The 20,113-nt window shown below is 72.1% G+C and carries 21 protein-coding genes; 8 read left to right on the plus strand and 13 right to left on the minus strand.

Going from position 1 to position 20,113, the window contains the following annotated elements; genetic code table 11:
- Nucleotides 1-218 precede the first annotated feature (218 nt).
- Nucleotides 219-887 carry a peptide deformylase gene (gene def / locus ACZ5CW_RS14300; protein WP_468600911.1) on the plus strand — a complete coding sequence of 223 codons (669 nt, stop codon included), beginning with the start codon at nt 219-221 and terminating at the stop codon, nt 885-887.
- Here the strand turns inward: def and ACZ5CW_RS14305 are convergent.
- Nucleotides 853-2,136, minus strand: a complete 1,284-nt coding sequence (locus ACZ5CW_RS14305; protein ID WP_468600913.1) for a geranylgeranyl reductase family protein — start codon at nt 2,134-2,136, stop codon at nt 853-855. The genes def and ACZ5CW_RS14305 overlap by 35 nt on opposite strands.
- A gap of 99 nt (nt 2,137-2,235) precedes the next feature.
- Between ACZ5CW_RS14305 and ACZ5CW_RS14310 the strand changes: the two genes are divergently transcribed.
- Both ACZ5CW_RS14310 and ACZ5CW_RS14315 read left to right on the plus strand, forming a co-directional pair.
- Nucleotides 2,236-2,754, plus strand: a complete 519-nt coding sequence (locus ACZ5CW_RS14310; RefSeq protein ID WP_468600915.1) for a GNAT family N-acetyltransferase — start codon at nt 2,236-2,238, stop codon at nt 2,752-2,754.
- Between the two features lie 109 nt (nt 2,755-2,863).
- Entirely contained in the window at nt 2,864-3,172 is a 309-nt protein-coding gene (locus ACZ5CW_RS14315; RefSeq protein ID WP_468600917.1) for a PASTA domain-containing protein, read from the plus strand.
- 15 nt (nt 3,173-3,187) lie between these two features.
- Here the strand turns inward: ACZ5CW_RS14315 and ACZ5CW_RS14320 are convergent, their stop codons facing one another.
- The 4 genes from ACZ5CW_RS14320 to ACZ5CW_RS14335 are packed head-to-tail and all read right to left on the minus strand — an operon-like array spanning nt 3,188 to nt 7,759.
- Nucleotides 3,188-3,883, minus strand: coding sequence for a demethylmenaquinone methyltransferase (locus ACZ5CW_RS14320; protein WP_468600919.1), 696 nt, complete (start codon nt 3,881-3,883; stop codon nt 3,188-3,190).
- Nucleotides 3,880-5,025 carry an acyltransferase family protein gene (locus tag ACZ5CW_RS14325; RefSeq protein ID WP_468600921.1) on the minus strand — a complete coding sequence of 382 codons (1,146 nt, stop codon included), beginning with the start codon at nt 5,023-5,025 and terminating at the stop codon, nt 3,880-3,882. The genes ACZ5CW_RS14320 and ACZ5CW_RS14325 overlap by 4 nt, the downstream gene beginning before the upstream one ends.
- A 1-nt stretch (nt 5,026) precedes the next feature.
- Nucleotides 5,027-7,378 carry a bifunctional polysaccharide deacetylase/glycosyltransferase family 2 protein gene (locus ACZ5CW_RS14330; RefSeq protein ID WP_468600923.1) on the minus strand — a complete coding sequence of 784 codons (2,352 nt, stop codon included), beginning with the start codon at nt 7,376-7,378 and terminating at the stop codon, nt 5,027-5,029.
- Nucleotides 7,379-7,396: 18 nt separating this feature from the next.
- Complete coding sequence (locus ACZ5CW_RS14335; protein ID WP_468600925.1) at nt 7,397-7,759, minus strand: hypothetical protein; 363 nt, start codon at nt 7,757-7,759, stop codon at nt 7,397-7,399.
- A 276-nt stretch (nt 7,760-8,035) separates the two neighbouring features.
- Between ACZ5CW_RS14335 and ACZ5CW_RS14340 the strand changes: the two genes are divergently transcribed.
- The gene (locus ACZ5CW_RS14340) at nt 8,036-9,043 is read left to right on the plus strand and encodes a chitinase (protein ID WP_468600927.1); all 1,008 of its coding nucleotides are present in this window, start codon (nt 8,036-8,038) and stop codon (nt 9,041-9,043) included.
- A 6-nt stretch (nt 9,044-9,049) separates the two neighbouring features.
- Here the strand turns inward: ACZ5CW_RS14340 and ACZ5CW_RS14345 are convergent, their stop codons facing one another.
- From ACZ5CW_RS14345 to ACZ5CW_RS14365, 5 genes are all read right to left on the minus strand, one after another.
- Nucleotides 9,050-9,715, minus strand: a complete 666-nt coding sequence (locus tag ACZ5CW_RS14345; protein ID WP_468600929.1) for an amidohydrolase family protein — start codon at nt 9,713-9,715, stop codon at nt 9,050-9,052.
- A gap of 52 nt (nt 9,716-9,767) precedes the next feature.
- Complete coding sequence (mqnC, locus tag ACZ5CW_RS14350; RefSeq protein ID WP_468600931.1) at nt 9,768-10,967, minus strand: cyclic dehypoxanthinyl futalosine synthase; 1,200 nt, start codon at nt 10,965-10,967, stop codon at nt 9,768-9,770.
- Nucleotides 10,968-11,038: 71 nt separating this feature from the next.
- A complete protein-coding gene (locus ACZ5CW_RS14355) occupies nt 11,039-11,836 on the minus strand; it encodes a prepilin peptidase (RefSeq protein WP_468600933.1) in 798 nt (265 codons plus the stop codon).
- A gap of 145 nt (nt 11,837-11,981) precedes the next feature.
- A complete protein-coding gene (locus ACZ5CW_RS14360; RefSeq protein WP_468600935.1) occupies nt 11,982-13,964 on the minus strand; it encodes a protein kinase domain-containing protein in 1,983 nt (660 codons plus the stop codon).
- A 52-nt stretch (nt 13,965-14,016) separates the two neighbouring features.
- A complete protein-coding gene (locus tag ACZ5CW_RS14365; RefSeq protein WP_468600937.1) occupies nt 14,017-14,865 on the minus strand; it encodes a menaquinone biosynthetic enzyme MqnA/MqnD family protein in 849 nt (282 codons plus the stop codon).
- Nucleotides 14,866-15,151: 286 nt separating this feature from the next.
- Here ACZ5CW_RS14365 and ACZ5CW_RS14370 point away from each other — a divergent pair, with 286 nt between their 5' ends.
- Nucleotides 15,152-15,355 carry a cold-shock protein gene (locus ACZ5CW_RS14370; RefSeq protein WP_003992177.1) on the plus strand — a complete coding sequence of 68 codons (204 nt, stop codon included), beginning with the start codon at nt 15,152-15,154 and terminating at the stop codon, nt 15,353-15,355.
- 111 nt (nt 15,356-15,466) lie between these two features.
- Here the strand turns inward: ACZ5CW_RS14370 and ACZ5CW_RS14375 are convergent, their stop codons facing one another.
- Nucleotides 15,467-16,030, minus strand: a complete 564-nt coding sequence (locus ACZ5CW_RS14375) for a helix-turn-helix domain-containing protein (protein WP_468600939.1) — start codon at nt 16,028-16,030, stop codon at nt 15,467-15,469.
- A 68-nt stretch (nt 16,031-16,098) separates the two neighbouring features.
- On the opposite strand from ACZ5CW_RS14375, the gene ACZ5CW_RS14380 reads away from it, so the two are divergent.
- Nucleotides 16,099-16,794, plus strand: coding sequence for an AzlC family ABC transporter permease (locus ACZ5CW_RS14380; RefSeq protein ID WP_468600941.1), 696 nt, complete (start codon nt 16,099-16,101; stop codon nt 16,792-16,794).
- Complete coding sequence (locus ACZ5CW_RS14385) at nt 16,791-17,105, plus strand: AzlD domain-containing protein (protein ID WP_468600943.1); 315 nt, start codon at nt 16,791-16,793, stop codon at nt 17,103-17,105. Before ACZ5CW_RS14380 ends, ACZ5CW_RS14385 begins: the two co-directional genes overlap by 4 nt.
- A gap of 73 nt (nt 17,106-17,178) precedes the next feature.
- Here the strand turns inward: ACZ5CW_RS14385 and ACZ5CW_RS14390 are convergent, their stop codons facing one another.
- Nucleotides 17,179-18,831, minus strand: a complete 1,653-nt coding sequence (locus tag ACZ5CW_RS14390) for a serine/threonine-protein kinase (protein WP_468600945.1) — start codon at nt 18,829-18,831, stop codon at nt 17,179-17,181.
- An 85-nt stretch (nt 18,832-18,916) separates the two neighbouring features.
- Here ACZ5CW_RS14390 and ACZ5CW_RS14395 point away from each other — a divergent pair, with 85 nt between their 5' ends.
- On the plus strand, nt 18,917-19,102 hold the full coding sequence (locus ACZ5CW_RS14395; protein ID WP_468600947.1) for a hypothetical protein: 186 nt from the start codon (nt 18,917-18,919) through the stop codon (nt 19,100-19,102).
- Between the two features lie 21 nt (nt 19,103-19,123).
- Here ACZ5CW_RS14395 and ACZ5CW_RS14400 read toward each other — a convergent pair whose 3' ends face one another.
- The gene (locus ACZ5CW_RS14400) at nt 19,124-20,017 is read right to left on the minus strand and encodes a LysR family transcriptional regulator (RefSeq protein WP_468600949.1); all 894 of its coding nucleotides are present in this window, start codon (nt 20,015-20,017) and stop codon (nt 19,124-19,126) included.
- Nucleotides 20,018-20,113: the final 96 nt, after the last annotated feature.

The following is a 20,113-nucleotide window of genomic DNA, read 5'->3' on the forward strand; positions in this document are numbered from 1 at the left end:
CACCTCTTACGCGTGTAGGGCCGCAGCCGCTCGGGGGCAGCGGCCCTTACGCCTTTCCCGCGCCGCCCGGCCCGCCCCTTTCCCGCGCCGCCCGGCCCTCTCCTCCAGCGCGCCGCCCGGCCCTCTCCTTCTCCGGGCTGCCCGGCTCCGCTCTTCCCTGACATGCTCGGCTCGGACCGCCGGACGGCGGTTCGTCCACGAGCGAAGGAGACAGCGCGATGCCACGCGTGTTCGTGCAGGGAAGCCCCGTAGACCGATTCCCCCGGTACGCACCCGAGGCCGGGCGCGGTGCGGTGCGCCGTGTCACCGAGGTCGGCGAGGAGGTGCTGCACAGGCCGTGCCGGGACGTCACGGAGTTCGGGCCCGACCTCGCCGCGCTCATCGACGACATGTTCCGCACCATGTACGTCGCCGACGGAGCCGGACTGGCGGCCAATCAGGTCGGGGTCGATCTGCGTCTGTTCGTGTACGACTGCCTCGATGACGAAGGAATCCGGCATGTCGGACACATTGTCAATCCGGTCCTCGAAACACCCTCGAGCGGGCGACGGCTGCTCGACGAGGGCGAGGGATGCCTGTCGGTGCCGGGTGCCGTGATGGCCGTACCGCGGCCGGACCGGGCCGTCATGCGCGGCCAGGACAAGGACGGCCGTGCACTGGTCGTCGAGGGCACGGGGTACTTCGCGCGCTGCCTGGCCCACGAGACCGACCACACCCACGGGTGCGTCTACCTGGACCGGCTCTCCAAGCGGGAGAAAAAGGACGCGCTGCGGCAGATGGCGGACCGGCGGGACGAGGTGCACGCCCGCCGGGCCGCCAAGGCCGAGGCCCTGAGCCGGGCCCAGGGCGTGCTCACGCCTTCGGGGCCACCTTGCTCAGACCGTTGATGATGCGGTCCATCGCGTCCCCGCCGGTGGGGTCGGTGAGGTTGGCCAGCAGCTTCAGGGTGAACTTCATCAGCATCGGGTGCGTGAGGCCGCGCTGGGCGGCGATCTGCATGACCTTCGGGTTGCCGATGAGCTTCACGAAGGCGCGGCCGAGGGTGTAGTAGCCGCCGTAGGTGTCCTTGAGGACGCGCGGGTAGCGCTGCAGGGCGATCTCGCGCTGGGCGGGCGTGGCCCGCGCGTGGGCCTGGACGATGACGTCGGCGGCGATCTGGCCGGACTCCATGGCGTAGGCGATGCCCTCGCCGTTGAAGGGGTTCACCAGGCCGCCGGCGTCGCCGACGAGCAGCAGCCCGCGCGTGTAGTGCGGCTGGCGGTTGAAGGCCATGGGGAGTGCGGCGCCTCGGATGGGGCCGGTCATGTTCTCCGGGGTGTAACCCCACTCCTCCGGCATGGAGGCGCACCAGGCCTTGAGGATCTCGCGCCAGTCCAGCTCCTTGAAGGAGGCGGAGGTGTTGAGCACGCCGAGGCCGACGTTGGAGGTGCCGTCGCCCATGCCGAAGACCCAGCCGTAGCCGGGCAGCAGGCGGTCCTGGGCGCCGCGGCGGTCCCACAGCTCCAGCCAGGACTCCAGGTAGTCGTCGTCGTGGCGGGGCGAGGTGAAGTACGTGCGCACCGCGACACCCATGGGGCGGTCCTCGCGGCGGTGCAGCCCCATGGCGAGGGACAGGCGCGTGGAGTTGCCGTCGGCCGCGACGACGAGCGGCGCGCGGAAGGTGACCTCGCGCTTCTCCTCGCCGAGCTTGGCGGTCACGCCGGTGATGCGGCCGGTGCGGTCGTCGACGACCGGGCCGGAGACGTTGCAGCGCTCGTACAGGCGGGCGCCGGCCTTCTGGGCGTTGCGGGCGAGCTGCTCGTCGAAGTCGTCGCGCTTGCGGACCAGGCCGTAGTTCGGGAAGGAGGCGAGATCCGGCCAGTCCAGCTGGAGGCGGCTGCCGCCGCCGATGATGCGCAGACCCTTGTTGCGCAGCCAGCCGGCCTCCTCGGAGATGTCGATGCCCATGGCGACGAGCTGCTTGACCGCTCGAGGGGTGAGGCCGTCGCCGCAGACCTTCTCGCGCGGGAACTCGGTCTTCTCCAGGAGCAGGACGTCGAGGCCGGCCTTGGCGAGGTGGTACGCGGTCGTGGAGCCGGCTGGCCCCGCGCCCACGACGATCACATCGGCGGTGTTGTCGGAGAGGGGCTCGGTCACGGCGGGATCTCCCCCAAGGTTCGAAATATGCGTGCCGACCGGCACTGGACATGGGCAGTCTATTCAGCAGAATTGATCACCCGTCTGAAGGGCTGCCCTGTGAACCGACCTCTCCCCGCGGTACGGCTGCGCGTCCCCACCCACGAGGACGCGGTCGCCTGGCACCGGATCTTCGACGACCCCGAGGTCATGGAGTTCTACGGCGGCAAGCCCGCGGCGCTGTCGGTCTACGAGGAACTCACCGCGCGCCAGCGGCGGCACGACGCGGAGCTGGGCTTCTGCCTGTGGACGATGCTGGACGAGGCGGGCGAGGTCATCGGTTTCACCGGCGCGCAGCCCTGGCGGCCCGAGTGGGGGCCGGCCGGCGAGATGGAGATCGGCTGGCGGCTGGGCCGGGAGCACTGGGGCAAGGGGTACGTCACCGCGGCGGCGCTGGAGACCCTCAGGCGGGTGCGGGCGGCCGGGGTGCCGGGTGTGGTGGCGATGGTCCGGCCGGGCAACGAACGGTCGATCGCGGTGACACGGCGGCTCGGCATGGAGCCGGCGGAGTCCTACGAACACCCCACGCTGAACGAGCCGGCGCTCTGCTTCCGACTCACCCTCGAACACGCACAGTAGTCGTCTGTTACAGAAAGACACCGACGCCTTCCGGGGGCCGTGCGCGGGAGTTACCCTTCCAGTACCGCTGGGGGTGACATCTGTGCGTATAACACCCAAAACACCCGAAGTGCGCGTTCCCCGTCTGGTCGGTCTGATGGCCGTGGACGCGCGCGAAACGGCCCGGGCGCGGGGCCTGTTCCTCAACGCGCCGGACCGCCCGGACTTCCACCGCACGGTCGTCGACTACGTCGTACGCCAGTATCCGCAGGCCGGTGCCGAGGTGCCGCCGGACTCGATGGTGTACGTGTGGTTCGACTTCGGTGAGGGCGAGGGCGGCGGGGGCGTGCGCGAACCACGCATCCCGCGGCCGCCCGCCGGCGGACTCCAGCGGGAGCTGGGCGAGCCCGGCGACGCCTTCGAGATGATCGACCGGTGAGGCACCGGAGGGGGTTCAGCTCTCCTTGAAGCCCCGGTGCAGCGCGACCACACCGCCGGTGAGGTTGCGCCAGGCCACCTTCGACCAGCCCGCCTTGCGCAGCCGTTCGGCGAGGCCGGGCTGGTCGGGCCAGGCACGGATGGACTCGGCGAGGTAGACGTACGCGTCCGGGTTCGAGGACACCGCGCGCGCCACCGGCGGCAGCGCCCGCATCAGGTACTCGGTGTAGACGGTCCGGAAGGGTGCCCAGGTGGGGTGCGAGAACTCGCAGATCACCACGCGCCCGCCGGGCCGCGTCACCCGGTACATCTCCCGCAGTGCCGCATCCGTGTCCTGCACGTTGCGCAGCCCGAAGGAGATCGTCACGGCGTCGAAGGTGTCGTCCTTGAACGGCAGCCTCGTCGCGTCGCCCGCCGTGAACGGCAGCCAGGTGTGCTTCTTCTTGCCGACCTGCAGCATCCCGAGGGAGAAGTCGCAGGGGACGACGTAGGCGCCCGTCTGAGCGAAGGGCAGCGAGGAGGTCGCCGTGCCGGCCGCGAGGTCGAGGACCTTCTGCGCCGGGCGCGCGTCGACCGCCGACGCCACCTCCTTGCGCCAGCGCCGGTCCTGGCCGAGCGAGAGCACGTCGTTCGTCAGGTCGTACCGTTCCGCCACGTCGTCGAACATCGAGGCGACTTCGTGCGGCTGCTTGTTCAAGGAAGCGCGGGTCACCCGCCCATTGTTGCAGCCCGGTCCCACGGCACGAGCCTGGGCTTCTGGCGCGCCGCGACGTCCTCCACCCAGCCGCACAGCAGAACGAAGACGGCGATCAGCAGCCAGCCGACGCCGAACATGAACCACTCGCTGTCCAGCGGCAGGTGCGCCTCGAAGGCGGGCACGTTCCAGAACCGGTCGATCAGCGGGACGGCGAGGATCAGGGCGATCTCGTGCCAGAGGTAGATCGTCACCGCGCGCGCGTTGAACGCGGTGACCGTCCGGTCGAGGCGGCGGAAGCGGGAGAGCCGGGCGAAGTCGATGCGGAAGTACGTCTTCGCCCACATCAGCGGCGTCACGAAACCGGCCGACCAGAAGGCCTGTGCGAGGGGGTTCTCGTCGAGGTCGTAGGTGCCGAAGTCGGCCTGGTGCGAGAAGGCGTACCAGGCGCCGTAGCCCAGTGCCGCGCAGGACGGCGCGAGCACCAGGAGGGGTCTCATCCGCTGGAGCACGCCGTCGTGGTGGGCGAAGCCGAGGATCCAGCAGAAGAGGTACGTCGACAGGTCCCACAGGGCGCTGCCGAAGCGGTCGTCCGGGCCGGACCACACGAAGCCGAGGACCAGGATCGGGGCGAGGGAGAGGAGCAGGACGGGGACGGGAGCCCTGCGGAAGATCCACAGCAGGGCCGGGGAGAGCAGGACGAACCAGAGGTACGTGCGCAGGTACCAGAGGATCTCCCAGGCCTGCTCGCCCCACGCGTTGCCCGGCGGGTCGCCGAGCGGGACGATCCAGTAGACGATCTGCGGGCCCGGCATCCAGCCGTGGACCAGCATCGCGAGCACCACGAACGCGCCCCAGAACCAGAAGGGGGGCAGGAGGCGGCGCAGGCGGCCTCTGAGCACTTTCAGGGCGGGGCGTTCCAGGGACTTGGCCATGAGGGTGCCGGCGAGGGCGAACATGACGCCCATGGAGGGGAAGAGCAGGCCGCACCAGGGCCAGCCGAAGGTGTGGTAGGTGACGACGCGGATCAGGGCGAGGGCGCGGAGGGTGTCGAAGTAGCGGTCGCGCGCCGGCGGCCTTTGCGGCTGGGCGGTGCCGTGGGCGGTGTCCGGCACCGCCCGGGCCCGGGACCGGGTGGCGCCCCGGCTGTGCGCTCCCACGTCAGCTCACCCCCGCCGGTGTCCCGACCTCGCCCGTGCGCTTCAGCTTCTGCCAGCGCAGGCGTCCGCCGGTGAGGGCGGTGATGCAGGAGTGGATGAGGACGAGGTACATCATCTGGCGGTAGGCCAGTTGCTGCAGAGGCATCATGAGGAGGTAGCGGTACCTCTCGCGGTCGAGGCGGAAGGCGTAGGCGGCACAGGCCAGTTGGACGCCGAGGACCGCCAGCCACGCCAGCAGGGCCGCGCGGAAGTCGATGAAGATCATCGAGTAGACGGTGAAGACGTCGATCAGCGGGGCGAAGACCGGTGTGATGATCTGGAAGATCACCACCAGGGGCATGCCGACGCGGCCGAAGCGGCCCGACGGGCCCCTGTCCGTCAGGGACTTGCGGTGCTTCCACAGGGCCTGCATGGTGCCGTACGACCAGCGGTAGCGCTGGGACCAGAGCTGCTTCAGGGAGCCCGGCGCCTCGGTCCACGCCTTGGCGTGCTCCTGGTAGACGACGCGCCAGCCCGCGCGGTGCATGGCGATCGTGATGTCGGTGTCCTCGGCGAGGGTGTCCTCGCTCATCCCGCCGACCGCGAGCACCGCCTCCCGGCGGAACGCTCCGATCGCGCCCGGGATCGTCGGCATGCAGCGCAGCAGGTCGTACATGCGCCGGTCGAGGTTGAAGCCCATCACGTACTCGATGTGCTGCCAGGCGCCGATGACCGTGTTGCGGTTGCCGACCTTGGCGTTGCCGGCGACCGCGCCGACCCGGGGGTCGGCGAAGGGCTGCACGAGGTGCCGTACGGCGTCCGGTTCGAAGACGGTGTCGCCGTCCATCATCACGACGATGCCGTGAGCGGCGTTGCGGACGCCGTTGTTCAGGGCGGCCGGCTTGCCCGCGTTCTCCTGCCGGATGACACGCACGTTCGTCATGCCGAGCGACTCGGCCGCCTCCCGCGCGATCTCGGCGGTGCCGTCCGTCGAACCGTCGTCCACGACGATGATCTCGATCGGGTGGGTGCTCCGCGCCAGCGATGTCAGGGTGTTGGCGATGCACTCCTTCTCGTTGTACGCCGGGACGATCACGCTCACCGGCCGGGTGACCGGCGGGCCCCAGGCGAACCGGCGCCTGTTGCGTTGCCGGTGGTGGCGCCGGGCGAGGATCACCATCATCCCGAAGCGGCCCATCACGGCCACGCCGACGACCGTCAGCCCGACGGAGAGCACCGGCAGGGTCCATTCGGCGACGGCGACGGCCGCGACGAGGGCCTTGCCCTCGTAGAGGGTCATGCCGGTGGCGGTGCGGTGGGCGGCCTGCAGACGGCCGGTCCCGGCCCCCGTACCGGCCCCGGTGCCCCCCGCAGTCGCTCCGCCCCCGGTGCCGGTCGCACCGGCTTCGGCCGTGCCCTGCGCCGTCCGGCCGGCCGTGTCCTGCGCCGTCCGGCCGGCCGTGCCCCCGCTCGCCGCCTGCCGTTCGGTGGCGCGCTGCTTCTCGATGACGCCGCTGATGGTGGTGAAGGTGTAGCCCTTCGCCCGCATCTTCTGGATGTACTCGGGCAGCGCCTCGATCGTCTGCGAGCGCTCGCCGCCCGCGTCGTGGAAGAGGACGGAGGCGCCCTTGCCGTCCTTCGGGGTGGCCCAGTCGACGATCTTCGAGACGCCCGGCCGCTTCCAGTCGTCGCTGTCGGTGTCGACGAAGACGCTGGTGTAGCCGTCCTCGCCGAGCTTCTGGTAGACGGGCCAGCTGTAGTCGTCGATGGCGTCGGTCTCGGAGGAGTACGGCGCGCGGAACAGGGTCGTGGTGATGCCGGCCGCGCCGGCGAGGGCGAGCTGTGTCTGCTCCATCTCGCGGTTGACACGGGCAGCGCTCTGGTACGACAGGTCGACGTGCGTGAAGGTGTGGATGCCGACCTCGTTGCCCTGCTGGACCATCGTCTTCACGATGCCCGGGTAGCGCGACACCATCGAGCCGACCAGGAAGAACGTGCCCGGGACGTGGTACTTGCGCAGGATCGCGAGGACCTGGGGCGTCCAGGTCGGGTTCGGGCCGTCGTCGAAGGTGAGCGCGATGGTCTTGGACGGGACGGAGACCGTGGTGGCCTGGCCGCCCCGGAAGGTGAGGATCGGGCCGCCGTTCAGGATCTTGTCGGGGACCTGGTCGGCGCTCGCGCCGGTGCGCACCCGCTGGTCGCCGCCGACCTCGGCGCGCAGATACCCGTCGAGCAGCATCACGCAGGTCAGCGCCAGCAGGAGCAGGAAGGCGAGGATGATGCGGGGCCGCTGGAGCGCCGCGGCCCTGCCTGCGGCGCGTTCGATGCGGGTGGGCGCGCGCCTGCGGCCCCGGGAGGACGTCGGAGTGGTCATGACTTCCGCCGGCTCCGCTCAGTTGGCGCCCGCGCCCGTGCCCGCGGACACGGCCGCGGACACGGACGGGGCGGCGGACACGGACGGGGCAGCGGACACGGACGGGGCAGCGGACGGGGTGACGGTGGCCGCGGGCGGCGCCGAGGGGGTGCCGTTCGGCAGGTCCGCCTGGCGGCCGATACCGCCCTGCGGCTGCATCCGGCCGGGGGTCTGGCGGTCACCGGCGTTGCCGAAGGGCAGCAGGGAGGACGGGGTGAGGGAGGTGCCCCAGCCCATGAAGGCGGCGACGAGCACGCCCGCGTAGGTGAGGCAGACGGCGCCGACCAGCAGGCCGACGCGGCGCAGCACCTTGGACCGGCGTCCGGTGGCGTCAACGAACACGGGCCCCTCGGCGGACCCGTTGCCATGTTTGCGACGGCGATCACGCCCGGCGGCGCGACTTTCGATGGCGGGTTCGGATTGCATTCCTCGGATATTAGGGACGCTTTATGTGGCCCTTTCCCGGAAATCCCTGTGAGCCGCCCATGAGGACTGCTTCAACCTGTCGTTTCCCTGAGAAGACCGGGCATTCACACGGTTTCGTGTGAGAGATTCCCTCCCGGGAACGCGCCTTGTTCCCCTCCTGCGACCGACGTCACAAGAACGGGTGCATACGCGATGAGGACTTCACTGGGGCCGATTTCAGGGTTCACTTGTGCATTTGCACTCGCAGTGACCGGTTGTTCCGCGGACGCGGCGGGCACAGCCCGCTCCCCCAGTTCCTCCCCCAGCTCGTCCCCCGCGTACACGCCCACCTACGCCCCCTACGTCAGTGCCACCGAGGCCGCCGACACCGATCCCGCCGGGTCGCCCTCGACGTACAACCTCGCCTTCGTGATCTCCGACGACAACGGCTGCACCCCGCGGTGGAACGGCACCGAGGCGATCGACGCCTCCGCGGTGACCTCCCGGATCTCGGGGCTGAAGAAGGACGGCGCCACCGTTCGCGTCTCCTTCGGCGGCGCCTCCGGCAAGGAGCTGGCCGCCACCTGCGACAGCGTCTCCGCGCTGGCCGCCGCCTACGCCGAGGCGCTGGACGCGGCGGGCTCCACCAGGGCCGACTTCGACATCGAGGGCGACGAACTGACCGACTCCGCCTCCGTCGCCCTGCGTTCACGGGCGATGGCCAGGCTGCAGAAGGAACGCCCGGATCTGCAGGTCTCCTTCACCCTGTCCGTGATGCCCTCGGGTCTCGACTCCGACGGCCTCGCGCTGCTGGAGTCGGCGAACAGGTACGACGTCCAGGTCTCCACGGTCAACCTGATGACCATGAACTACGGCGAGTCGTACGCGGGTGACATGGGCGACTACGCCCTCGCCTCCGCGCGGGCCGCCCACGCCCAGCTCAAGAAGGTGTTCGGGCTGTCGGACACCGGTGCCTGGCAAGGCATGGCGCTCACCTCGATGATCGGTGTCAACGACGTGGACGGTGAGACGTTCACGCTCTCCGACGCCGACCAGGTGCGGACCTTCGCCGAGGACAAGGGGATCGCCTGGGTGTCGATGTGGTCGGCCTTCCGCGACCGGCAGTGCCGGGACGGGGAGTCCGGGCGGGACGACGCGGCGACCGACTGCAGTGGCGTGACACAGGCTTCGGGGGCGTTCGGGGAGAGGTTCGGCGGCTGAAGCCGGTCAGCGGCCCCGGTACACCAGTCGGCCGGCCAGCACGGTCGCCACACAGGTCCCCGCGCCGCGCTCCGTGAGGGCCGCCTCGTCGGGTACGTCGAACACGGCCAGGTCGGCCCGGCCGCCGACGGTCAGGGGGCCGTGGACCGTGCCGGGCAGGTCGTACCCCTCGGCGAACGGGTCGAGGTCCGGCCGCTCGCCGAGCAGCATGCCGCCGGGGGCGCCCGTGACTCCTACGACGGTCAGCCCGGACCGGGCGACGGCCGTGGCCACCAGCGGATCGTGGAAGCGGGCTCCGGGGGAGGCGACCGCCGTCGTGCCGTACCGCAGCATCCGCTGCACACCGCGCCGTACGCTGCCTGCCCAGCGGGTCTCGCCGAGGTCGCCGAGGGCGCCCAACCGCTCGCCCCACAGGGGCAGTTCACCCAGCTCGTCGGCTTCGCGCGGGTCGGGATGGTAGCAGTGGCGCAGCAGCCACAGCGGGTGCCACTGGCGCAGGCCCGGGGTGAGCACGCCCGGCCAGCGCCGCACCCGCGCGCCGGGCGCCCCGGCGGCGACCTCCGCATACGGCCCGACGGCCCTGATCCGGTCGCCTTCCACCAGGACGGCCCCGTCCACGACGGGTTCCGCACCCACCGGCAGGACCAGTGGGGCGGCGTGCATCGTCAGCACGGCAGGCTCATTCGGACGCCACTCCTTCGGGCGCCGCTCATCCGGCCGCCGCTCAGTTGGAGGCCAGCAGCTTCAGCTCGGGGTGGGCCGTGCCGCCCTCGATCGCCGTGGAGGAGATGTGGGAGACCACGCGGTCGTCGACGGGGTCGTTCGCGGGGTCGTCGTGCACGACGAGGTGCTCGTACGTCGTCGAGCGCTGGGCCGGGACGCGGCCCGCCTTGCGGATCAGGTCGATGATCTCCAGGCGGTTGGAGCGGTGCTTGGCACCGGCCGAGGAGACCACGTTCTCCTCCAGCATGATCGAGCCGAGGTCGTCCGCGCCGTAGTGCAGGGAGAGCTGGCCGACCTCCTTGCCGGTGGTCAGCCACGAACCCTGGATGTGCTGGACGTTGTCGAGGAAGAGGCGGGCGATCGCGATCATCCGCAGGTACTCGAAGAGGGTCGCCTGGGTGCGGCCCTTCAGGTGGTTGTTCTCGGGCTGGTAGGTGTACGGGATGAAGGCGCGGAAGCCGCCGGTGCGGTCCTGCACGTCCCGGATCATGCGCAGGTGCTCGATGCGCTCGGCGTTGGTCTCGCCCGTACCCATGAGCATGGTGGACGTCGACTCCACGCCCAGCTTGTGCGCGGCCTCCATGATCTCCAGCCAGCGCTCGCCGCTCTCCTTCAGCGGGGCGATGGCCTTGCGGGGGCGCTCGGGCAGCAGCTCGGCGCCGGCACCGGCGAAGGAGTCGAGGCCCGCCTCGTGGATCCGGGTGATGGCCTCCTCGACCGACACCTTGGAGATACGGGCCATGTGCTCGACCTCGGAGGCGCCCAGCGAGTGGATCACCAGCTGCGGGAAGGCGTCCTTGATGGCCTTGAAGTGCTTCTCGTAGTACTCGACGCCGTAGTCCGGGTGGTGGCCGCCCTGGAACATGATCTGGGTGCCGCCCAGCTCGACGGTCTCCGCGCAGCGGCGCAGGATGTCGTCGAGGTCCCGGGTCCAGCCCTTGGCGGTGTCCTTCGGAGCCGCGTAGAAGGCGCAGAACTTGCACGCCGTGACGCACACGTTCGTGTAGTTGATGTTGCGCTCGATGATGTACGTGGCGATGTGCTCGGTGCCGGCGTACTTGCGGCGGCGCACGGCGTCGGCGGCGGCGCCGAGGGCGTGCAGCGGGGCGTCGCGGTAGAGGACGAGCGCCTCCTCCGGGGTGATCCGCCCACCGGCGGCGGCACGGTCGAGGACGGACTGAAGGTCGGCCTTCTCGGACACCGGGCGTCCCTTTCGTCAAGGGTTGTGGACGGACCGAACCAGCCTACGCCAGCGGTTTCCACCGCCTGCCTTCAGGCCGCGTACGCGCCGATCAGCAGCCCGGCGAAGGCACCGGTCATCAGGAACGGGCCGAACGGGATCGCCGTCTTGCGCCCCGCCCGCCGGGCGACGACGAGCGCGCCGCCGTAGAGCGCGCCGAGCAGGAAGCCGGCGAAGGTGCCGAGCAGCACGGTGGGCCAGCCGTACCAGCCGAGGACGGCACCCATGCCCACCGCCAGCTTCACATCGCCGAAGCCCATGCCGGCCGGGTTGATGCGGTACAGCGCGTAATAACCGCCGCCGAGCGCGAGGGCGCCGTAGAGCGCGGTGAGCCAGTGGCCGGCGTGCTCGGGCAGCAGCGCGGTGAGGCCCAGCAGGGCGAGCGCGGCGGCGGCGAGCGGCAGGGTCAGCGGATCGGGCAGCCGCTGCACCCGGAGGTCCACCGCGGCCAGCAGCACCCCGACGGGCGCGAGCAGCAGCCAGACCGCCAGCTCGGGCCGGGTGCCGGTGGCGGCCGCGAGGGCGGCACAGGTCAGGGCGGTGCCGGTGGCGAGGAGGAGGGCGGAGGGTGCGTACGCGCCCGCGTGCTCCTCCGCGTTCACCCCGGGCGTGCGGCTCGCCCCGCGCGTGCGGCTCGTCCCGCATGTCCCGCACGTCGCCCCTCCGAGCCACCCGCGGACCGGGTGGCCGTCCGGGCACCGGTCCCGCCAGGGCTCCCCGGACGGGACGGCGAAGCGGTACGCGGCCCGGGGCAGCAGTGCGCCCGCCACCGCGCCCCACAGTGCCGCGATGAGCACCAGCACCCCCGTGGTCACCCCGGCCGCGCTCATGCGGCGGGGTCTTCCGTCGAACTCACCGTGCTGCGCAGTGCCATGGCGGGTGTCCTCGCGGGTTGCCGGAAGTGCGCCGAGCAGCCTACGGACATCCGGCCGCCGCGTGCACCCGGATCCGGCTCGAGGGGCGGGGCGGCGCCCGCTAGCGGATCCTTGACATCCGCGACACGGGGTTGCCTTCGGCCGAACTGTCCGAGGTGTACTTCAGATCGTCCCCGACCGGTGTCAACTCCACCTGGTGCGGGGCCGGGTTGCAGCCGGCGTGGTTGCCCTCGGCGCCCTTCGAGGTGGCCAGGATCTGAGTACCGGTCACCTTCTCGAGGGTGAGGATGTCGGTGCAGACGGCGCCGATCTGGTCGGTCTGCCGCAGCCGTCCCAACTCCTCGCCCGGCTCCGCCCGGTGGACGGTGAGCCGGAAGGTCCCCATGGGCAGGCTGCCGCCGAGACCGGTGGCCGGGCCCTCCCAGGTGCCGAGGTAGCGGTCCGGGATCTTGGCGGGCTGGGCACTTGCGGTGCCGGAGCCGCCGGCCGAGGGGCTGCTGGTGGCGGGACCGCTGGCGGCGGGCCCGTCGGTGGCCGCGGTGCTCGCGGCGGACCCGCTCGGCGCCGTGGAGTACTCGGTGCCGCTGCCGGCGTTGGTGTCTTCGCCGCCGTCGAACCAGGGGCGCAGCAGGACGCCGAGCCCCAGGGACGCCGCGGCCAGCGCACCGGCGACCGCCAGCGCCACCGTGCAGCTGACCCGGCGCCCCCGGCCGCCCTGTGCGGGCGCGGAGGTCGCCGCCACGCTGAGGGAGACCCGCCCGGGAGGCGGCACATCCTGCGGTGACGGCACGGCGGTCGGCACTCCGGCCATACCGGACCCGGCGGTCGGCACCCCGGCCATCCCGGACCCGGCGGTCGGCGCCCCCGAGCCCGTCCCGGACCCGACGAGCGGCACCCCCGCATCCACCCCCGCACCAGCCGCCGGCACCCCCGAGCCCATCCCCGAACCAGCCGTCGACACCCCCGAACCCGCCGTCGACGCGCCCGCATCCGCCCCCGAACCCGCCTCCGACGCGCCCCGGCCCGCTCCGGAACCGGCGGCCACCGCCCCCGAGTCCCCTCCGGGACCCATGACGGGCGCGGGGCCGAACTCGCCGGCGCCGGCAGCAAAGACCGCCGGTGAAGCGTCTGCCGGGTCGCCCACCGAAGGGCTCGTGAACGCCACGGGTCCCGACCGCACCGCCTCCCCCGTGTCGAGGTTGAGCAGGCGTACGGCGCTGCGGCTGACCTGTTCCACCAGGTGGCCCGGCAGCCAGCCGCCCGCGATCAGCCGGTCGGCGCCCTCGGGGGCGAGCCGTCGGCCCACGTCGGCGGGTTCGGGCCGGGCGGCCGGGTCCTTGGCCAGGCAGGCCGCCACCACCTCCCGCAGCTCACCGACGAGGGAGCCGAGTTCGGGCTCCTCGTGGACGACCTTGTAGAGCAGCGCGGCCGAGGAGTCGCCCCGGAAGGGCGGTTCGCCGGTGGCCGCGCAGGCGAGGACGGCGCCGAGGGAGAAGACGTCGGCGGCGCCGGTGACGCCCTTGCCGAGGATCTGCTCGGGCGACATGTAGCCCGGGGAACCGATCGACACACCGGTGGAGGTCAGGGACGCCGTACCGTCCACGGCCCGGGCGATGCCGAAGTCGATGAGAAGGGGGCCGTCCAGGGTCAGCAGGACGTTGGACGGCTTCACGTCCCGGTGGACCAGACCCAGTTCGTGCACGGCCGTCAGCGCCTCGGCGAGGCCCGCGCCCAGGGCCCGTACGGAGTGCGCGGGCAGCGGTCCGCTGTCGGTGACGGCCGCCGCGAGGGACGGGCCGGCCGCGTAGGCGGTGGCGACCCAGGGCACCGGGGCGTCCGGGTCCGCGTCCAGGACGGGCGCGGTCCAGGCACCGCCGACCCGGCGCGCGGCCTCCACCTCGCGCCGGAACCGGGCGCGGAACTCCTCGTCCAGGGCGAAGTGCGGGTGCACGATCTTCACCGCGACCGTGCGGCCCCCCGTGCTGCGGCCGAGGTAGACCCGGCCCATGCCGCCGGAACCGAGCCGGCCGAGCAGCCGGTAGGGACCGACCTCGGCCGGCTCGTCAGCTTCCAGCGGCTGCATGGCGCACTCTCCCCCCCCGACGCCTCGTGTGCAGCAGCGTAGTGATTCGTGGTTACGGCCGCAGCAGGTCCACCTTCACATCCGCCGGGAAGCCCGTCGTCGGGCCCACCCTGCGGGCGAACTCGGCGACGGCCCGCAGCTGCGGGGCGCCGAAGCTGAAGTCGAGGGTGGTGAAGTACTGCTCCAGGGTCGCCTCGTCGAAGGCCTCCCAGCGGGCGGCCTGCTCGGCCACCTTGCCGACCTCCTCCAGGGAGAGGTTGCGGGAGGCGAGGAAGGCCTCGTGGACCTTGCGGGTGATGGACGGTTCGCGTTCCAGGTAGTCCCGGCGGGCCGCCCAGACCGCGAAGACGAACGGCAGACCGGTCCACTCCTTCCAGAGGGCGCCGAGGTCGTGCACCTGGAGGCCGTAGCGCGGGCCGTCGAGGAGGTTCGCGCGCAGGGCGGCGTCGCCGATGAGGACGGCGGCGTCGGCCTCCTGCATCATCAGGCTGAGGTCGGGCGGGCAGGTGTAGTAGTCGGGGCGGACCCCGTAGCGCTCGGCGAGGAGGAGCTGCGCCAGGCGGACGGACGTGCGGGAGGTCGAGCCGAGGGCGACGCGGGCGCCGTCCAGCCGGTCCAGCGGGACCTGGGAGACGATCACGCACGACATCACCGGGCCGTCACAGCCGACGGCGATGTCCGGGAAGGCGACGAGGTCGTCGGCGTTGCGCAGGAACTCGACCAGGGTGACGGGGCCGATGTCGAGGTCGCCGCGCACGAGCTGCTCGCTGAGCTTCTCCGGGGTGTCCTTGGTCAGCTCGAAGTCGAGGAGCGTGCCGGTTCTCGCGAGCCCCCAGTAGAGGGGCAGGCAGTTCAGGAACTGGATGTGGCCGACGCGCGGCCGGGTGCGAGCATTGTCCACATCGCGAGACTAGACCCCGTGCGGTACGGTGCCGGGACCGACCCCGCCGCCAAACGGGCTAGCGAGTGTTCAAACATCCGGGTGAAGTGATCTTGACCTCTATTGCTTTCGGCTGCCTGCGTGCTAGGCTCGCCGCAAGTTGCAGTTTGGTTTCCCTTGCAGTACAGAGCCTGCGGAGCATGTGACCGCGGGCTCTCGTCGTTTTCAGACGAATGCAGTTGTGCAGCACCGTTTCGCACGTGCAGGTTCTGGAGCAGGGCAACCCTTTTGAGCCCAAGGAGGGCTTATGGCTACCGGAACCGTTAAGTGGTTCAACGCCGAAAAGGGCTTTGGCTTCATCGCCCAGGAGGGCGGCGGCCCCGACGTCTTCGTTCACTACTCCGCGATCAACGCGAGCGGCTTCCGCTCCCTCGAGGAGAACCAGCAGGTGAGCTTCGACGTGACGCAGGGCCCGAAGGGTCCGCAGGCGGAGAACGTCACCCCCGTCTGATCACTGCCTGATCGCAGAACCTGAGTGCAGTACCCAAGGAGCCCCGCGCCGTAAGGCAAAGGGGCTCCTGCCTTTTTGGGCCCCGCCCTTTGTGAATTCTCGGCGAATTCTCTACGTGTGCTGCATGACGAGGACGAAGGTCGTGCCCGGCACCAGCGCCTCGTACGAGTGCGCCACATCCCCCCGATAGGTGATGTAGTCCCCGGGATCCAGTTCGACTTCCTCTCCGGCCGGCCCCGCCTTCACCCGGCCGGTACTGACGACCAGGTGTTCGACCGTGCCCGGGATGTGCGGCTCCGACGCGCGCGCCGCCCCCGGCTCCGCCCGCAGGTGATAGATGTCCCGCCGGGCCCCGGGCGGGCTCGCCGAGAGCAGCGTGGCGACGTAGTTGGCCTGCTCCGAGGCGACGGCGGGGCCCTCGCCGGAGCGGATCACCCGGACCCTCGCCACCGGCGGCTCGACCAGCGCGCTGAACGGGACGCCGAGCGCCACCCCCAGCGCCCAGATGGTCTCCATGCTCGGGTTCCCGCTCGCCGCCTCCAGTTGGGACAGCGTGGACTTGGCGATGCCGGCGCGCTTGGCCAGTTCGGACAGGGAGAGCCCGGCGCGGGTGCGCTCCCGCTTCAGGGACGCGGCGATCCACTCCAGGGGGAGCCGGGCGGGTGCGTCGGCCATATCGTTCGCTCCATCGGTACGATCGTTCGCCTTGACGGACAGGGCGACTTCTGTCCATTGTAGAGAACATGCGTTCGCCACAACGAACACCACAGGCCGTCGACTCCTTGCTCCGTGACAGCTCGCTCGTCTGGCTGGCCAGCGGCATCGTCGGCGTGTCCTTCGGCGCCGTCTCCGTCGCCGGCGGGCTGCCGGTGTGGGTGCCGGTGCTCATGTCACTGGTGGTGTATGCCGGATCGGCGCAGTTCAGCGCGGTGGGCGTGCTGCTCGCCGGGGGCGGGCCGGTCGCCGCCGCGGCCACCGGGCTGCTGCTCAACACCCGCACGGCCGCCTTCAGCCTCGCCGTGGCCGAGATCATCGGCACCAGCCGCGCCAGCCGCTTCCTCGGTGCCCATCTGGTCACCGACGAGACGGTCGCCTTCGCCCTCGCCCAGCCCGATCCGGCACGGCGGCGGCGGGCGTTCTGGATCTCCGGGCTCGGCCTGTTCGCCGTGTGGAACCTCGGCGTCCTGGCCGGCGCGCTCGCGGGCAGCGCCCTCGGCGACACCGCCCGCTACGGTCTGGACGCCGCCTTCCCGGCCGTCCTGGTCGCCCTGGTCCTGCCCACCCTGCGCGCGGACGCGACGGTACGGCGGTGCGCCCTGCTCGGCGCCGCCCTGGCCCTGGCGGTCACGCCCGCGGTCCCGGCCGGGGTGCCGGTGCTGCTCGCTCTCGCCGGACTGTTCCTGCACCGTCGCCCGGCCGCCCGGGGAGCCGCCGCATGAACAGCACCGTCGCCGTGATCCTCGCCCTGGCCGTGGGGACGTACGCCTTCCGGCTGGTCGGCCCGGCCCTGCACGGCCGGGTCACCGTCCCGCCCCGCGTCCAGGAACTGGCCTCGGCCGGCGCGGTGGTCCTGCTGGTCGCGCTGCTGGCCACGGGCGCGCTGACCGAGTCCGGCGGCTTCGCGGGCTGGGCCCGCCCCGCCGGGGTCCTGGTGGGCGCGGCCCTCGCCTGGCGCCGTGCGCCCTTCGCCGTCGTCGTCCTCGCCGCGGCGGCGACGGCGGCACTGCTGCGGCTGGCGGGGATGGGCTAGGGGTCTTCGTCCGGATCAGCCCGGGTCCGCGACGCCCGGCACGGCCTGATCCGACCTGATCCGACGAAACCCCCTAGGCCGCCTTCCGCCAGACCGTCAGATCGCCCGTCAGGAAGGCGATGTCCGGCATCGCGGTCGACTTCGTCTGGATCACGTACAGGCCGATGTTGCCCTCGGTGTCCTTCACGCAGAACTCGGAGCCGGGCGCCGCCGCGGCCAGCGTCCAGCTGTGCCGGGTGGCGCTCCTGAGCATGAGACGGCACATGTCGAGCGTGGTGCCGTGCCCGCCGAAGATCTGGACGAACACGGTGCTGTCGCTCTTCAGCTCGCAGCCGGGTGTCCGACAGTCGAAGCGGATGTCGCCCTTGCGGTCCTTCCGTTCGGGGTTCTCGGCCTTGAGGCTCAGCGAGGTCTTCGCGTCCAGCCATACCGGGGCGAAGGCCTCCGGCCGCGGGTCCCGGGGCGAGGCCGAGGCGGACGCCGCGTCGCCGGATGCGCCGTCACCGGCCCCGGCCGCCGACGAGTCCGCCGGATCCGATGAATCCGAGGAGGACCCCGGCGAGGATGCCGACGACCGTGCGGCCGGTCCCGTGGCGGACGTCTTGGACCCGGCCGTGTCCCGCTCTCCGCGCCGGTCCTTCGCGTCCATGACCGACCATGCCAGGGCCGCCACCAGCAGCGCGCCTCCCGCCACACCGGCGGCCGTGATCAGCGCGGTGCGCCGCCTGCGGGCCTTCCGTTCCTCCGGTGCCGGCTGCGGCCACCCGGCCGGCGGCCGCGGGTACGCGATCAGCGGCTGCGGGACGACCGGGGTGGGGTCCGGGGCCGGAGCCGGGACCGCGACCTCCGGCCCGGTGATCTCCCGCCACACGGCGGGCCCGCCACCGGCGTCGGCGTCGCCTCCCAGCCGCTGCCGGCACCACTCCACGACCTCCGCCGGGGTGGCCCGCTCGGCGGGATCGGCGGCCAGGCACCGGGCGAGCAGTGGACGCAGCGGCTCGGGCAGCAGGGACAGGTCGGGTTCGGAGTGCACGATCCGGTACAGCACGTTGAGGGCCGGGCCGTCGCCGTAGAGCGGTCTGCCCAGCGCGGCGAACGCAGCGGTCTGGGCGAGCGCGAAGACGTCGGTCGCCCCGGTGACCTCGCCCCCGGCCGCCTGCTCCGGAGCCATGAACGAGGGCGTGCCGATGGTGCCCCCCGTCGCCGTGTACGCGGTCCCGTCGGCGGCCAGCGCGATACCGAAGTCGATCACTCGCGGTCCGTCGGCGGCCAGCAGTACGTTCGACGGCTTCAGGTCCCGGTGCACGATGCCCGCGTCATGGATGGCCCCCAGCGCCTCGGCCACCCCCGCCATCAGCCACAGCACCGCCGGCACCGGCAGCGGCCCACGCCGGGCCACCGCCTCCGTCAGGGAGGGCCCGGGCACGTACAGCGTGGCCAGCCAGGGCGGTACACCGTCCGCGTCCGCGTCGATCAGTTCGGCGGTGTACGCGCCCCGGACCTGCCGGGCCGCCTTGATCTCCCGGCCGAAGCGCCGCCGGAAGTCCGGGTCGTCCGCCAGTTCAGGCCGCACCACCTTGATCGCCACGGGCCGGCCGCCCTGGGTGTGCGACAGGTAGACCCGGCCCATGCCGCCGGCCCCCAGTCGGGCGGCGAGCCGGTACCCGGCCACCACCGGTGGGTCGTCCGCCTGCAGTGGCTGGAAGACGTCCGTCGCATGGTCCATCGGCCCACTACCCCCCGCTCAGATGCATCGGCCAAGGGCAGCAGACTAAAGGGGGTGTCGGTGCGGCCCGCTACGGTCCCTCCCCGTGACCGGCACCGAGGACTTCCTGACCGTCACCCGCACCTTCTACGACACCGTCTCCGAGGACTACGCCGACCACTTCCGGAACCCCCTCGCCGCCCGGCCGCTGGAGCGGGCGCTGCTCGGCGGGTACGCCGAACTGGTCGGCCCCGAGGGCGCCGTGGCCGCCCGGAAGCCCGCCGAGGGCTGAGGACCCGAGGGCGGCCGGTCCTCAGCGGGCGGCGGCCCGGCACTCCACGACCGTGTCCGCGAAGGCCCGGGCCGGCGGGCCGAGCGCGTCCCAGCGGCGGACCGCCCAGCCCACGGGGAGGGGCCGGAGTCCGGGGAGGGGGACGAGCCGCAGCGGGCCCTCGCCGGGCACGGGCAGGCCGGGTACGGCGGGCACGACCGCCCGGCCCACGCCCAGTTCGGCGAGCAGCAGGGCGGTGTCCCAGTCGGCCACGCTCGGCTCGTAGGCGAAGCGGACACCCCGCTCGGCACACGCGGCGTCGAGGTGGGCGGCGGAGGTGGAGTTCGGCGGGAGCCGGATGAGGCGCGTGCCGGTCAGTTCGGCCGCGTCGAGGCGGGCGCGTCCGGCAAGGGGGTCGTCGGCCCGGACCGCGAGCACCCAGGGCAGTTCGACGACCGTCCGCTGCTCGATGCCGCGCACCGGCGGGCCGATGGTGATCCAGGCGAGGTCGAGGGTGCCGTCCGCGAGGGCGTCGAAGGTGCCGCGGCCCGAACTGACCGTGCGGAACTCGAGGTTCACCTTGGGGTGGCGGTGGCGGAAGGTGACGACCGCGTCCGACATGAAGTGCCGGACGGTGGTGGCGCCGGTGGCGACGCGGACGTGTCCGCTGTGGCCGTCGAGGAGATCACGCAGGTGCCGTACGGCGAGGTCGAGGCCGGAGATGCCCTCGGCCGCGGCGGCCTCCAGTATGCGGCCGGCCTGGGTCGGCACGACGCCTCGCGGCTGGCGCTCCAGCAGCGCCACGCCGGTCTCCCGCTCCAGCCGCCTGACGTGCTGGCTGACGGCCGACTGGGTGCAGCCGAGGTCGCGGGCGACGGAGCTGAGGCTGCCCGCGCGGCATACGGCCACGAACACACGGAGGTCGTCCAGGGTCACAACACCCAAGCTAACACTTGGGTTTGGCGAGAAAACCCAAGGATTGACTGGCTTCAGGCGGCGTACGAGGATCGTTCCCGGGCCGTGACCGACCCA

The sequence above is a fragment of the Streptomyces sp. NPDC031379 genome (assembly GCF_055569615.1).

Bases quoted from the DNA above. Each gene is read 5' to 3' on its own strand.
- def (WP_468600911.1), top strand. From the start codon at position 219: ATGCCACGCGTGTTCGTGCAGGGAAGCCCCGTAGACCGATTCCCCCGG.
- ACZ5CW_RS14330 (WP_468600923.1), bottom strand. From the start codon at position 7,378: ATGACCACTCCGACGTCCTCCCGGGGCCGCAGGCGCGCGCCCACCCGC.
- ACZ5CW_RS14340 (WP_468600927.1), top strand. From the start codon at position 8,036: ATGAGGACTTCACTGGGGCCGATTTCAGGGTTCACTTGTGCATTTGCA.
- ACZ5CW_RS14355 (WP_468600933.1), bottom strand. From the start codon at position 11,836: ATGAGCGCGGCCGGGGTGACCACGGGGGTGCTGGTGCTCATCGCGGCA.
- ACZ5CW_RS14360 (WP_468600935.1), bottom strand. From the start codon at position 13,964: ATGCAGCCGCTGGAAGCTGACGAGCCGGCCGAGGTCGGTCCCTACCGG.
- ACZ5CW_RS14370 (WP_003992177.1), top strand. From the start codon at position 15,152: ATGGCTACCGGAACCGTTAAGTGGTTCAACGCCGAAAAGGGCTTTGGC.
- ACZ5CW_RS14375 (WP_468600939.1), bottom strand. From the start codon at position 16,030: ATGGCCGACGCACCCGCCCGGCTCCCCCTGGAGTGGATCGCCGCGTCC.
- ACZ5CW_RS14380 (WP_468600941.1), top strand. From the start codon at position 16,099: ATGCGTTCGCCACAACGAACACCACAGGCCGTCGACTCCTTGCTCCGT.
- ACZ5CW_RS14385 (WP_468600943.1), top strand. From the start codon at position 16,791: ATGAACAGCACCGTCGCCGTGATCCTCGCCCTGGCCGTGGGGACGTAC.
- ACZ5CW_RS14390 (WP_468600945.1), bottom strand. From the start codon at position 18,831: ATGGACCATGCGACGGACGTCTTCCAGCCACTGCAGGCGGACGACCCA.